The organism is Paraburkholderia phenoliruptrix (genome assembly GCF_902859825.1).
Lineage (GTDB): Bacteria > Pseudomonadota > Gammaproteobacteria > Burkholderiales > Burkholderiaceae > Paraburkholderia > Paraburkholderia phenoliruptrix.
Genome location: NZ_CADIKB010000003.1, coordinates 270523 through 282781 on the forward strand (window position 1 = coordinate 270523; position 12259 = coordinate 282781).

The 12259-nt window shown below is 60.2% G+C and carries 13 protein-coding genes; 6 read left to right on the forward strand and 7 right to left on the reverse strand.

What is annotated here, in order from left to right; all coding sequences use genetic code 11:
* Positions 1 to 24 precede the first annotated feature (24 nt).
* From HV711_RS05825 to HV711_RS05835, 3 genes are all read left to right on the forward strand, one after another.
* Positions 25 to 1401 carry an undecaprenyl-phosphate glucose phosphotransferase gene (locus tag HV711_RS05825; RefSeq protein ID WP_013591914.1) on the forward strand — a complete coding sequence of 459 codons (1377 nt, stop codon included), beginning with the start codon at positions 25 to 27 and terminating at the stop codon, positions 1399 to 1401.
* Positions 1402 to 1513: 112 nt separating this feature from the next.
* The gene (locus HV711_RS05830; RefSeq protein WP_013591915.1) at positions 1514 to 2539 is read left to right on the forward strand and encodes a sugar-transfer associated ATP-grasp domain-containing protein; all 1026 of its coding nucleotides are present in this window, start codon (positions 1514 to 1516) and stop codon (positions 2537 to 2539) included.
* Positions 2536 to 2886, forward strand: a complete 351-nt coding sequence (locus HV711_RS05835; protein ID WP_013591916.1) for a hypothetical protein — start codon at positions 2536 to 2538, stop codon at positions 2884 to 2886. Before HV711_RS05830 ends, HV711_RS05835 begins: the two co-directional genes overlap by 4 nt.
* Positions 2887 to 2936: 50 nt before the next feature.
* On the opposite strand, the gene HV711_RS05840 is transcribed toward HV711_RS05835, so the two are convergent.
* Positions 2937 to 3446: a phasin family protein gene (locus tag HV711_RS05840; RefSeq protein ID WP_013591917.1), complete on the reverse strand. Its 510-nt coding sequence runs from the start codon at positions 3444 to 3446 to the stop codon at positions 2937 to 2939.
* A 482-nt stretch (positions 3447 to 3928) separates the two neighbouring features.
* Here HV711_RS05840 and HV711_RS05845 point away from each other — a divergent pair, with 482 nt between their 5' ends.
* A complete protein-coding gene (locus tag HV711_RS05845) occupies positions 3929 to 4315 on the forward strand; it encodes an ester cyclase (protein ID WP_035478217.1) in 387 nt (128 codons plus the stop codon).
* A gap of 24 nt (positions 4316 to 4339) precedes the next feature.
* Here the strand turns inward: HV711_RS05845 and HV711_RS05850 are convergent, their stop codons facing one another.
* Genes HV711_RS05850 through HV711_RS05865 form a run of 4 tightly spaced genes read right to left on the reverse strand, consistent with a single transcriptional unit; the run spans position 4340 to position 8859 of the window.
* Positions 4340 to 5800 (reverse strand): efflux transporter outer membrane subunit, encoded by a 1461-nt coding sequence (locus tag HV711_RS05850; protein ID WP_035478218.1) that lies wholly within the window; start codon positions 5798 to 5800, stop codon positions 4340 to 4342.
* A 10-nt stretch (positions 5801 to 5810) separates the two neighbouring features.
* The gene (locus tag HV711_RS05855; RefSeq protein WP_013591920.1) at positions 5811 to 6953 is read right to left on the reverse strand and encodes an ABC transporter permease; all 1143 of its coding nucleotides are present in this window, start codon (positions 6951 to 6953) and stop codon (positions 5811 to 5813) included.
* The gene (locus HV711_RS05860; protein WP_035478220.1) at positions 6950 to 7894 is read right to left on the reverse strand and encodes an ABC transporter ATP-binding protein; all 945 of its coding nucleotides are present in this window, start codon (positions 7892 to 7894) and stop codon (positions 6950 to 6952) included. Before HV711_RS05860 ends, HV711_RS05855 begins: the two co-directional genes overlap by 4 nt.
* The gene (locus HV711_RS05865) at positions 7891 to 8859 is read right to left on the reverse strand and encodes an HlyD family secretion protein (RefSeq protein WP_035478222.1); all 969 of its coding nucleotides are present in this window, start codon (positions 8857 to 8859) and stop codon (positions 7891 to 7893) included. The genes HV711_RS05860 and HV711_RS05865 overlap by 4 nt, the downstream gene beginning before the upstream one ends.
* A gap of 88 nt (positions 8860 to 8947) precedes the next feature.
* On the opposite strand from HV711_RS05865, the gene HV711_RS05870 reads away from it, so the two are divergent.
* A complete protein-coding gene (locus HV711_RS05870; RefSeq protein ID WP_082201391.1) occupies positions 8948 to 9757 on the forward strand; it encodes a TetR/AcrR family transcriptional regulator in 810 nt (269 codons plus the stop codon).
* A 2-nt stretch (positions 9758 to 9759) separates the two neighbouring features.
* Here HV711_RS05870 and HV711_RS05875 read toward each other — a convergent pair whose 3' ends face one another.
* Together HV711_RS05875 and HV711_RS05880 are read right to left on the reverse strand one after the other, a co-directional pair.
* The gene (locus HV711_RS05875) at positions 9760 to 10548 is read right to left on the reverse strand and encodes an aldolase (RefSeq protein ID WP_035478224.1); all 789 of its coding nucleotides are present in this window, start codon (positions 10546 to 10548) and stop codon (positions 9760 to 9762) included.
* A gap of 18 nt (positions 10549 to 10566) precedes the next feature.
* A complete protein-coding gene (locus tag HV711_RS05880) occupies positions 10567 to 11271 on the reverse strand; it encodes a haloacid dehalogenase type II (protein ID WP_035478228.1) in 705 nt (234 codons plus the stop codon).
* 124 nt (positions 11272 to 11395) lie between these two features.
* On the opposite strand from HV711_RS05880, the gene HV711_RS05885 reads away from it, so the two are divergent.
* Positions 11396 to 12247 carry a LysR substrate-binding domain-containing protein gene (locus tag HV711_RS05885; protein WP_013591926.1) on the forward strand — a complete coding sequence of 284 codons (852 nt, stop codon included), beginning with the start codon at positions 11396 to 11398 and terminating at the stop codon, positions 12245 to 12247.
* The last annotated feature ends 12 nt before the right edge of the window (positions 12248 to 12259 follow it).

Here is a 12259-nt window from a genome sequence, read left to right on the forward strand (position 1 = left end):
CACAGCGTGTTTGAGGGGGCGGCTATGCGATTGATTACCGGTCTGTTGGCGAGAGTGTTCGACGTCGCGATGATCCTGGGCGGTGCGGTCGTCGCTTCTCACATCCGTTTCGACGACGTCGCGCAACATAACTTTTATCTGGCATTCGTCGCGTTTGCGGCGGCGTTCTCACTCGCGGTGTTTCCTGCGTTGGGCGTCTATCAGTCGTGGCGCGGCCGTTCAAAGCGCGTTCTGGTGGGACAGGTGGCGCTCGGCTGGCTGGTCGTTCAGGCCTGCGCGCTTGCATTGATGTTTTCGCTGCACCGCATCGACTTCGTATCGCGACTCTGGTTCGCTTACTGGACAGGGATCGCGGGCGGCGCGATGATCGCGGGCCGCATGGTGACTCACGTGCTGCTCGGGCGTGTGCGCAATGCGGGGCTCAACTTGCAGAAAGTCGCCATTGCAGCATGCGGCGACCATTGCGACGAAATCTTGCGCAAAATGGAGAAGCAGCCCGCAGCGGGCTTTCGCGCCAGCGCCGTCTACAACCTGCGCCCCGGCAAGAAGACCACCAGTGCCGTGCCGATGTTCGACCAGCGCGCGGCCTTTGCCAGGTACGTGCGCGAACAGCAGGTGGACGAAGTGTGGCTCGCGCTGCCCTTGTCGGAAGAGCGTGCGATTCTCGAGCTGGTCGACGAGTTTCGCAACGACCTGATCAATGTGCGTTTCATGCCGGATGTGCGGGCGCTCGCTCTCTTCGATGGAAGCGTGACCGAGCTGCTTGGTTTTCCCACCATCAATCTGGCTGCGTCGCCTTTGCCGCCCAATGCAATGGTAAAAAAGGAGCTCTTCGACCGCGTTTTTGCACTGGTTGCATTGATTGCCGTGTCGCCCATTCTTCTCGCGTGTGCGATAGCGGTGAAACTGAGTTCGCCCGGTCCTGTGTTCTTCAAGCAATGCCGTAAGGGTGCGGATGGACGCGTCTTCATGATTTACAAGTTCCGCAGCATGCGCCTGCACGAGCAGAAGCAGGGCGTGCTGGAACAGGCGACGCGCGGCGATCCACGCATCACGCCTGTCGGACGCTTCCTGCGGCGCACGAGCCTCGACGAATTGCCGCAATTCTTCAATGTGCTGCGCGGCGATATGTCGGTGGTGGGTCCGCGACCGCACGCCCTCGAACATGACGACCTGTATCAGGGCATCGTGTCGGGCTATATTCACCGCTACCGGATCAAGCCCGGTATCACCGGCTGGGCGCAGATCAACGGTTTCCGCGGCGAGACCGATCGAATCGAGAAGATGGAAGGCCGTGTAGCCCACGATCTGTACTATCTGAGAAACTGGTCGTTCGCGCTGGACGTCAAGATCATTTGCGCGACCATATTCAAGGGACTGCATCATCCCAACGCTTACTGATCCATTCGTCGGGTGGCGGCATGGATCCTGCAGTACATGAGTTGCATACGTGAATCGGCTCGCTGGGCGGACTATGAGACTAAACGACGTTGAAAGAGTAGTCAGGCGTTCAATGAAGAAGGTGGGCCGATACGCGTTCCACCAGGTGCATGGCGCGCAGGCGAAACAGGTTATGCGCTTACTGCAGAAAAAATATGGTCCGCCCGATCCGGCCAACCTCAAGCTCGCCGATACCTACGCGCGCGACGTATTCGGTGACGCCGTTTACGCGCCCTGGCTGCGCGTTTATGCCGCCTTTAGCGGGACCTTCAAGGAAGGCTGGATTCCCGACAACTATTACGGCGGCGTAGTCGTGCCCAGCATGAAAGGCGGCTACGGGCGCATCTCGAACCTGAAGCCGATGTCCCGCGTGATCTTCGGCGGTGACGCGTTTCCCGACATCGCTTACTTCGCGAATGGTCTTTTCTTTACGGATCGCAATGTGGTGGTGCCGGAGCAGGAGCTCGAGCATGTGGTCTTCCGCGAGAGCGACAAAGTCGTCTTCAAACTGGACGGCTCGGCGCAAGGTAAGGGCATTCATTTCTTCGACCGTCAATCGTTCGACTGCGGTCTGATCAAATCGCTCGGCAACGGCGTCATTCAGAAGTTCATCGTTCAGCACCCGCTTCTCAGCGCGTTTGCGCCCAACTCCGTTGCCACCCTGCGCTTGACGACGGCGGTGGACGATCTCGGTCGTACGTCGCTTCGCGCGGCATTTCTGAGGCTCGGCAGAGCGCGTCATACGCACATTAGTGTGGATGACGAAGTGTGCGTGCCCGTTGACCTCGTCACAGGAGAACTGGCGCAACAAGGCTTGCTGACGGACTGGGGCGCGACGCGGGAGCACCCCGATTCGAAGATCGGATTCGCCGGCCTCACGATGCCCGCATTCCGCGATTGCGTCGATACGGTGCTGCTGCTTCATCGGAAGGTGCCCTTTGCGCGCTGCATCGGGTGGGACGTGACGGTGGACAGTGATGGTAAGGTGCAGGTAATGGAATGGAACGGCGAGCACAACGATGTAAAGTTCAGTGAGGCAACTCAGGGCCCCTGCTTTTCTGACCTGAAGTGGGAACTGCTGAACGCCGGTCCCTTATGACAGAACCCGGCAAGGAACGTCGCGTGAGCGAACAATTGTGGTGCGTCCATATTGAAGGGCCCGACGATTTCATCGCGGCAGCTTCAAGAGAGGCGGCGGTGCGGGAAGCGGCGGCTATCAATGCCTATGTCGAGCGCTCCGGAGAAGGTCGTCGCGATGCGCCGGTGCGCGCGGTCGCCATGGAGTGGCCGTTCGCGCCGGAGAGCCACGCGCGTGCGTTGGAAAGCGATTGGGACGATTTGCAGCGTATGCCGCATCGCAAGCAACAGGCCGCTTCGTCGCAGAACATATTGACCCATATTGCCCGACGCGTGAAAGAACTTATCGAAGTGGCGCGCGGCACCTGACTGAGCGGCCGTCGGCGACGCGCCGACTGGCCGCGCCGCCGTGGTCTAACCTAGTGCAGGTCGGTCCGCGGGCTTGACGAAACGACATTACCCGAACTGTCCACGATCACCACAGGTTCGCTCGGCGGGGCCGGCGGCTGTTCGATGGCAAGCGGGCTCGTGACGTTGCTGCGGCCATTTGATCCCATGCCTATCGACACCGCGCTATCGAGCAACGAAAAGAGTGCGGACAAGTAGCTTTGCAGGCTGTCCTGTACGACGCCCGCGAGTTCATTGTGCGTGTCGACGGCAATGTCCTCGACGTGTGCCCAGTACGCACAGGCCTTTTTGATCGCTGCGGGCACTTGCTGGAACTGCAAATCGACTATCTGATCCATCGACTCCGATAACAGCGTCGCATCGACAAGCGCCCGTTGTTCGAACAATGAAGTCTTGACGGCCTGTACGTTCAATTCGACAACTTTTTCAAAGCCGGCAACGGCTTTTTCGGCGAACTCGTAAGCCGCAATTGCATTGCTTTCAGGGCGAACGTTGGGCTGATTCAGAACAATGGCATTCATGAGGGACTCCGTATTCATGCGAGTGGAAGGAAAAGCGCGACAACAGCCAGTGTTTTAGCAACGGCTATTCCTCCCGCCAGGCGGATCGCATAAACGCGTGGAGTTAAGCTCGCACGGCGTGTGCGGCCGAACAGCGCTACTGGCTCGCGCCGGCGGGTGCATCGCTTGCTGCTGTAGCAGGCGCCGATACCGCTGGTCCGCTTTGCGCGGCGCCGCTTACGGCGGTTGCGCCGCTCGTCTGATCGGACGACGCGGATCCAGAGCGGTTACAGCCCGCCACGGTGGTCAGCAGAACCGCGCTAATCGCGGTGCACAGAAGGAATGGTTTCATAGTGGTGCAATGCGTCCATTGAAGCGGCACAGGGCGCGCCGTATCGCATGAACCCAGCAATGGTTATGCCGCGCGTCGCGCGCTCTTATTGCCGTACGGCGCGGCGGGGAATTCGCGGCTTTCCTTGTTGAGCAGGAACGGAACGATTGCCATGAATGAACTCGACCTCTCCAACATTTACCGAAGTTACATTGCCTGCCTGAATCACCAGGACTGGGAGAAGTTGCCGCAATTTGTGCATGACGACGTCTACTACAACGACCGGCGAATCGGCTGTTCAGGATATCGCGCCATGCTTGAGAGCGATTTCCACGAGATTCCCGATCTACATTTCGACATCGAGCTCCTGATTGCCGATCCCGCGTATGTGGCGGCCCGCTTGCGTTTTAACTGCACTCCGAAGGGCATGTTTCTCGGCCTCGGCGTCAACGGCAGGAAAGTGACTTTCACTGAAAACGTTTTCTACGAATTTCGCGGCGAGAGAATCGGACAGGTATGGTCGGTTATCGATAAAGCGGCTATTGAAGCGCAATTGTAGCTACCGGGCAAAACTCGCGCTGCGTCACGGAGTCCTGTCGGCCGAGGTCTGTGTCAGGCCGCTGCCGAGTGCCTGGAACAACGCAGCGGTGTCCGTAAAACGGTTCGCCTGCGCGCGAGTTCGATCGATAGAACTCTGCAGGCACTGACGTTCGGCAGCCAGAAGAGCGAACTGACTGATGCCGCCTGCCGCATATTGACGACTCGCGATGTCGAGGCTTGCCTGCGCGTCCTCCGCGGCCTCGGCGCGCGCCTGCAATTCGCGCGCGTCGTTTTGCAGCGCGATGAGCGAGTCGGCCACTTGTTGCAACGCCTGAAGTACGACTTGCCGGTAGTTATCGAATGCGCCTTCATAGGCCGCCTCTGCCGCGCGTTTCTTCGCATGCAATTCGCCGCCGTGAAAGAGTGGCTGTGTCAGATTGAGGCCGATGTTCCACACGTTCAGGCCATTCACAATGTCGCCGATTCGTGTGCGTTCCGAGCCCATTCCGGCCGACAATGTAAATTGCGGATAGAGGTTGGCGGCTGCGACGCCGACATTCGCGCTTGCCTGATGCAGCAACGCCTCGGCCGCCATGATGTCAGGCCTCGTCCGGGCTAATGTAGATGGTAACGTGACGGGAATCTTGAGGGGCAAGTGCAGCGCATCGAAAGTGAGTTCGTCGAAATCCGCTTGTGACGGCGCTCTGCCGAGCAGAATGGCCAACTCGTGATCCGCGGCTGCAAGCTGTGTGGCAAGCGGCGGCAGTGATGCGCGCGTCTGCGCAAACAGTGTGCGCTGGCCGCGCACGTCGAGTTGCGAAACGCCTCCAGCGGCGAGACGCGCTTCCATGATCGACAGTTGATGGGCCTGTGCATCCGCAAGGCGCCGCGTCAGCGCAAGCTGCTGCTGCAACGATGCGCGCCGCACGACGGTGGCCACGATATTGCCCGCTATGCTCAATCGCGCGGCCTCCAGCTCATACGACGCGTAATCGACCTGTGCCATGGCTGACTCGAGTGCACGACGATTGCCGCCGAAGATATCAAACACATACGACACGCTGACCGATGCGCTGAACAGCGAAAACGGCCTGGGAGTTTCCACATGCGGAATACCGAACGCAGCAGGATCGACCTGTTGCCTCGCGCCGGAAAAGGTTGCGTCGATGTTCGGGAATTGCGTCGTTCCGGCAAGCACCGTGTAATTTTCGCGCGCCTCACGCAGCCTCGCGCGCGCTTCGCCGAGTGTCGGGTTGTGGCGCAAGCCTTCATCCACGAGACGGTTCAGCGCGTCGGATTCGAACTCGCGCCACCACATCGGTATGGGACGAAGCGCCGTCGCAAACCTTTGAGCCGCGCCCGCGGGGCCGTTGGATGTGGCCGTATGTTCGGGCAGGGTGTCTTGTGTGTAGCGTTGGATGTCCGGCGCGGCCGGTGTATGAAAGTCCGGGCCTGCTGCGCAGCCGCTCAAGACGATCGCGCACACAACAAGGAACGTTTTCATGCGTTTCTTCCTAGTCGAGTGTGCGCCGGTAAAAGCGCAGTGCAACCGCCATGACGATTGCAGTGAAAAGTGCCATGGGCCATACCGACGGCCATAGGTCCGTCCATCCGTCTCCCTTGAGCAGGATGCCGCGAATGAGACGATTGAAATAGGTTAGCGGCAACAGATTGCCGATGAATTGCGCCCATTGCGGCATGCCCGCGAACGGGAACATGAAACCGGATAGCAGGATATTCGGCAGAAAGTAAAACACAGTCAGTTGCATGGCCTGCAACTGGTTCTGCGCAAGCGAGGACAAGGTAATGCCCACGGTGAGATTAGCGGCAATGAAGAGCAGTGCGGCCAGATAAATCGCCACTGTGCTCCCGACAAAGGGCACATGAAACACGAAGCGCGTCGCGAGCAGAATGATCGACGCCTGAATCAGGCCAATGGCTACATAAGGCACGATCTTGCCTGTCATGACCTCGATGGGTAGAACCGGCGTGGCGAGCAGATTTTCCATTGTGCCGCGTTCGCGTTCGCGTGTAACGGCGAGACCCGTCATCATGACGAGCGTCATGGTGAGAATAACGCCCATGAGGCCCGGAACCACGTTGTACTGCGTGATCCCCTCCGGGTTGTACAGGTTGTGAACCTGCACGCTGAAGGCGCTTTGCCCGCCATTCAGGTGCGCGAGCGGGCCGATCATGTCCTTGTCGGCGACGGGCTGAACGAGATTGGGTAGAGCAGCAACGGCCGTGTGCGTTGCAGTGGGGTCGGTTGCATCGGCCTCGACAAGCAGCGCAGGGCGTTCGCCGCGCAGCAGTTTCCTTGAGAAATCGACGGGGACGTTCAGCACGAACTGCACGCGGCCTTGGGCGAGCGCGCGGCGCCCGGCTTCTTCGTTGGGCAGCGTTTCGACAATGTCGAAATACGCCGAGTTCGTCATTGCCGCGATAAAGCTGCGCGAAAACTCGCTTTGATCGTGAACGATGACAGCCGTCGGCAGATGTTTCGGGTCGGTGTTGATGGCGAAACCGAATAGCGCGAGCTGAACGATGGGCACGCCGACAATCATCGCGAAAGTGACGCGGTCGCGTCGAAGCTGAAGGAACTCCTTGAGTACTACGCTCCACCAGCGCGTCAACGAAAAGGCGGTGACTGCGCTCACGATCGCGCTCCGACATTGTCTCGCGAATGACTCATCAGATGGATGAACACGTCTTCGAGTCCTGTTTCTATTGGCTGCAGGCGCAGCTGCGTGCCGGCGGTGGCCTGCCTCAGCGCGCGCTCCAACGCTGCATGGTCGCGGCCGCTCGCATGCAGCGCGGAGCCGAACACGACGGTCTGATCGACACCCGGCATGGCACGTAGTTTCTCCGACAATTCGCTGAGACGTTCGCCCTGGATCGACCATGTGGCGAGGTCCTGCGAGTCGATCACTTCTTTCGACGTGCCTTGCGCGAGCAGTTTGCCGTATGCGATATAGGCGAGCTTGTGACAGCGCTCGGCTTCATCCATGTAATGCGTAGTCACCAGTACGGAGATGCCGCGCGCCGCGAGCCGATGCAGTTCCTCCCAGAAATCGCGGCGCGCTGTCGGGTCGACGCCCGCGGTTGGTTCGTCGAGCAGCAGCAGTTTCGGTTCGTGCAGCATGCATGCAGCAAGCGCCAGACGCTGCTTCCAGCCTCCGGACAGCGACCCCGTAAGCTGGCTGGCGCGGCTTTGCAGCCCGAGTGCTTCGAGCGATTTGTCGACGACCTCGCGACGGTTGCGCATCTGGTAAATGCGCGCGACGAAGTCGAGATTCTCGCGAATGGTCAGATCTTCCCAATACGAGAAGCGCTGCGTCATATAGCCGACATTGCGCTTGATCTCTGCACTCTCGCGGCGGATGTCGTAGCCAAGGCATGTGCCTGTGCCGGAATCTGGCGTGAGCAGTCCGCACATGAGGCGGATGGACGTAGTCTTGCCGCTGCCGTTCGGGCCGAGAAAACCGAAGATTTCGCCGCGCGCGACTTGCAATGACACGTCGTTGACGACATGCTTGTCGCCGAAATGCTTGTTCAGCCCGTGCACGTCGATCACATACTCGGGCGCAGTGGTTTTCATTTGAGCACCACCGCAACCGGCTGGCCCGGATGTAGTTTCGTTGCGTCCGCAACGGAGGTATGCGCTTCGATCAGGTACACAAGCTTCGCTCGACTCTCGTTGCTATAGATGACCGGCGGCGTGTACTCGGCTTTATTCGACACGTAAGTGATTTTGGCGGGCAAATCCGCTGCGCATCCGTCGCAACGTATCGACACTGCGCGGCCTGGTGCGAGTGCGCCGACCCGCGTCTCCGGCACAAAGAAGCGCACCTTGATGTTCTGCGGCGGCAACATCTGCACGACAGGACTGCCGGCCGGCACCCATTCGCCGCTGCGATAGAGCGTGTCGTAGACGAGCCCGTCGGCGGGCGCGTTCACGCGTTTCTGGTCCAGCTTCCACTGAGCCTGCGCGACGACGGCTTCGGCCGCGGCGGCCTGGGCCTGCTGCGCGCCGATCTGCTGCGAGCGTCCAGGCAAGCGCGCCACTTCCACCTGACTCGTGAGTTCGCGCACTTGCGCGGAGCGGGCGTCAGCGTTCGCGCGCGAATCGTCGAGCTGCGCTTTCGAAATGCCGCCCGCGCTGTACTGCGCCTCGTCGCGCGTGAGTTGCAGCGCCGCCTTGCGTGCGTTCGCTACAGCCTCTGCCAGTTGCGCGCGGTTGACGTCGACCTCCGGCACGCGCTTGCCGGTCTGGATGTCGGCCAATTGCGAACGCGCAGCCGCGAGTTGCTGCTGCGCCTCTTGCAATGCGGCGGTTTCGTCGACGGAATCGAGCGCGAAGAGCGGCGTGCCGGCTTTGACGGTTTCGCCGCGAGCTACTTGCAGCTGGGTGAGTTTGCCCGCGAGGGAAGACCCAAGATACACGTATTCGCCTTCCACATAGCCCTGGTATGCGTTCTGCTCGCGATGCGAGCATCCCGCGAGCAGCGCGCCGATGATCCACAGCCGTACTGGCCGCTTTGCCCAGTTGATGGAGTACTTCATTGCTTGTCTTCCACCCGGATGAAGTACAATGAAATATATGTGAATTCAAATTCGAATTCAAACTATTTTTCTGAGCCTTCACACCCTCATGCCGACGAAACGCGCGAGCACCCCTGCAAGAATGACGGACCGGGCCAAGGAGGCAAAAGCCGCGAGAACACCCACAGCGGCGGCGCGCACGATGCGCACGGAACATGCAAAGCAGCAGAAAGAAGTGAAGCAGCGCAAACAGGCGGAAGAATCAGGACGCGCAAAGCGCGCGAGCCGTCCCGACGGCGCGGCAACTCGCCAGCATCTGCTCGACATCGCAGGCCAGGTATTCGCGGCGCGCGGTTTCGCCGACGCCACCAGCAAGGAAATCTGCGAGCGCGCGGGCACGCCGATGGCCTCGGTGAACTACCACTTCGGCAGTCGCGAGGCGCTGTACGAAGCGGCGCTCGTGGAAGCGCACCGTCAGGTCGTGAGCCTCGACGAATTGTCGGCGCTGACAGAAGCGCCGGGCGATCCGCGGGACAAGTTGCGCGCGGTTATCTCGCGATTCGTGGGGCTTTCGGCCGGCCCAGGCGCGCCGTGGGGTTTCATGCTGATGCTGCGCGAAGTGCTGTCGCCGTCGCCGGCCATGCCTGCGCTCATCGAAAAGGCGGTGCGGCCAAAGGCAACTGTCTTGCTCGGCCTGGTCGGGGAAGTACTGCAGTTGAATCCGCATGAGCCGGCCGTGCAGCGAGCGTTGATGTTCAGCGTGCTTCCCTGCATCGCGTTGATGATTGCGCCGCGGCAGGTGCAGGCAGCCTTGCTGCCTGCCGTTGGAAAAGACAAGAATGCGCTGGTGGAAGACTTTACGCGCTTCGTGATGGCAGGACTCGATGCACTTGCCTCCGCGCATAGAGCACGTAAATAGCTCTACTGCTCGAATGCGATTTTGCGCCTGCGTAGCTCGCGCATGCCGCTGTTCAGGTGCGCACGTGCGCTTTCCTTGTCGCCGGCGCGCATCTGTTCATAGGTACGTTGCGCGACTTCGTGCGGCACCGCCTTGAGTGGGCGATTGCTATTCATGGCCTTGAGCTGGACTTCCGCCGCGCGTTCCAGGTAGTACAGGTCATCCCACGCTTCGGCAATGCTCTCGCCTGCGACCAGCACGCCGTGATTCTTGAGGAACACGATATTCGCGTCGCCGATTGTCTGCGCAATGCGGTCGCCTTCCGAGTCGTCCAGTGCGAGGCCGTTGTAGCTTTCGTCGACGGCAGTGCGGCCGTAGAACTTCAACGCCGTTTGCCCAAGCCACAGCAGCGGCGGACCCTCGAGCAGGCACAACGCCGTCGCATTTGGCATGTGTGTGTGAAAAGCGGCTTTCACGCGGGGTTTCAGCCGATGCAAACGCGCGTGAATATAAAACGCCGTTGCTTCGGGCTTGGCCTCACCGGCCACGACATGTCCGTCGAAATCGCAAATCAGAAGTCGCGATGCCGTGATCTCCGAGAACGCATAACCATACGGATTCACGAAGAAAAGATTGTCGTGTCCGGGCACGACCGCGGAAAAGTGATTGCAGATTCCTTCTTCGAAACCGTATTGCGCCGCAAGTTGAAAGCAGGCGGCGAGCTCAACGCGCGCCTCGCTGACGGCGTCGGATTCGAGTCGCAAGGTCGACGACGATTTCGCCGACCCAATGGAAGAAAGCGTGTGCGCCATAATGGATGTTCCTGAAAGTTACCAGCCGAGCGTAGCAAAAAGCAGAGGCACCTGATCGAGCGTAGAAAGCGTTGCGTCAGGCGTGTAATCGGGCAACAGCGTGCGGCCCGTTCCCCGATCGATCCATACGCAGCGAAAGCCCACGTCGCGCGCGGCCGCATGATCGAGGTGCGGACTCGCGCAAATATGCACGACTTCATCGCGCGTCACACCCAGTTGCGCGTGCGCGTAATCGAATAACCTTCGGTCGGGTTTGTATGCGCCCGCCTGCTGCGCGGTAATCACGCGGTCGATCAAGCCATCCAATTGTGCGACGTTGCCCGCAATGATGTCGTCGTCGGTATTCGACACAATGCACAGCCGATAATCATCTTGCTTGAGTCGGCGCAATGTGTCGACCACTTCCGGAAACGCCGGCATGGCTGAAATGCGATCCGTCAACGTGCGTACATCCTCTTGATTGCTCTCCAAACCGAGTTCGGCGAGCGCAAGACGCAGACCGGCGCCTGCCACTTCGCGAAACGACCGATGCGGCGCGGTCTGCTCCAGTGCGTGTTCATGCCGGTCATAAACCTCGATGACTTTCGCTGAATCGACGTTGTGACCGGTCTTTGTCTGCAGAATCTCGCGTACCGCCGCCTGCAGACCCTCGTCCCACTGGATCAACGTGCCATAGCAGTCGAACGTGAGCCAGCGTGGGCGTGCAGTGTTGTGCAATGACATTGAATGGGCTCCTGGAGTGATGGGTTCTGCGAATGGCGTCCAGATTAGGCGCATTGACAGTTATTGGAAAATTAAATTAACCTCTTAACGTCAGTTGCATCGCAAATAACGAAGCGAGCCTCTCATGCTTGATCTCGATCTCCTGAATACGCTGATTTGCGTCGTCGACGAGGGCAGCTTCACGCGTGCCGGCGAGCGCGTGCATCGCACGCAATCCACGGTGAGTCAGCAGGTGCGGCGGCTGGAGGAACTGGTTGGCCGCACCTTGCTGATGCGTGATCGCACGGGCAATCAGGTGACGGCCACCGAGCACGGCGAACTGCTCGCGCAATACGCGCGACGTCTGCTTGCGCTCGCGCAGGAAGCTCAGGACGCGCTGACAAGCGACGTAGCAGTCACGCCGCTTCGCATAGGCGTGCCGGAAGATTTCGACGCGCGCCGCATGTCGGCGATGCTGTCGGGTTTCGTGAAAACGAGGCCGGGCGTGCGGCTTGAAACGGTGGCCGGCATGAGTGCAGACCTGCAGCGCAGGCTGTCGGGTGGTGAAATAGAAATTGCACTGATCAAGCGGGAGCCGGGGAGCGGCGAGTGCCTCGCATCCTGGCCCGAGTCGCTAGTCTGGGTGCAAGGGGCGAATGCAGAAGCGCCGGAGCAGTCTTCCGACGAACCCGTTCCTCTCGCCCTCTTTCCGCAAGGCTGCGTCTACCGGCAACGTGCGATTCGCGGGCTCGACAAGGCCCATCGGCGTTGGCGCGTCGCATTCGGAAGTCACAGCCTGACGGGTATCCAGGCGGCGGTTTCTTCGGGCCTCGGCATTTCCGTTCTGCCCACCACAGCAATACTTCCCGAGCACCGCGTCTGCAGCGGCTTTCCGCCTTTGCCGCCGACAGAGCTCGCGCTCGTCAGTTCCGGCGGCGTGCTGAATGTACATCAACGCGCACTGGTCGATTTCCTTCTCGCGGAAATGAGTGCATAGAGCGGCCGGCAA

Coding starts and splice junctions, on each gene's coding strand:
- HV711_RS05825 (WP_013591914.1), top strand. CDS start 25: ATGCGATTGATTACCGGTCTGTTGGCGAGAGTGTTCGACGTCGCGATG.
- HV711_RS05830 (WP_013591915.1), top strand. CDS start 1,514: ATGAAGAAGGTGGGCCGATACGCGTTCCACCAGGTGCATGGCGCGCAG.
- HV711_RS05835 (WP_013591916.1), top strand. CDS start 2,536: ATGACAGAACCCGGCAAGGAACGTCGCGTGAGCGAACAATTGTGGTGC.
- HV711_RS05840 (WP_013591917.1), bottom strand. CDS start 3,446: ATGAATGCCATTGTTCTGAATCAGCCCAACGTTCGCCCTGAAAGCAAT.
- HV711_RS05845 (WP_035478217.1), top strand. CDS start 3,929: ATGAATGAACTCGACCTCTCCAACATTTACCGAAGTTACATTGCCTGC.
- HV711_RS05850 (WP_035478218.1), bottom strand. CDS start 5,800: ATGAAAACGTTCCTTGTTGTGTGCGCGATCGTCTTGAGCGGCTGCGCA.
- HV711_RS05860 (WP_035478220.1), bottom strand. CDS start 7,894: ATGAAAACCACTGCGCCCGAGTATGTGATCGACGTGCACGGGCTGAAC.
- HV711_RS05865 (WP_035478222.1), bottom strand. CDS start 8,859: ATGAAGTACTCCATCAACTGGGCAAAGCGGCCAGTACGGCTGTGGATC.
- HV711_RS05870 (WP_082201391.1), top strand. CDS start 8,948: ATGCCGACGAAACGCGCGAGCACCCCTGCAAGAATGACGGACCGGGCC.
- HV711_RS05875 (WP_035478224.1), bottom strand. CDS start 10,548: ATGGCGCACACGCTTTCTTCCATTGGGTCGGCGAAATCGTCGTCGACC.
- HV711_RS05880 (WP_035478228.1), bottom strand. CDS start 11,271: ATGTCATTGCACAACACTGCACGCCCACGCTGGCTCACGTTCGACTGC.
- HV711_RS05885 (WP_013591926.1), top strand. CDS start 11,396: ATGCTTGATCTCGATCTCCTGAATACGCTGATTTGCGTCGTCGACGAG.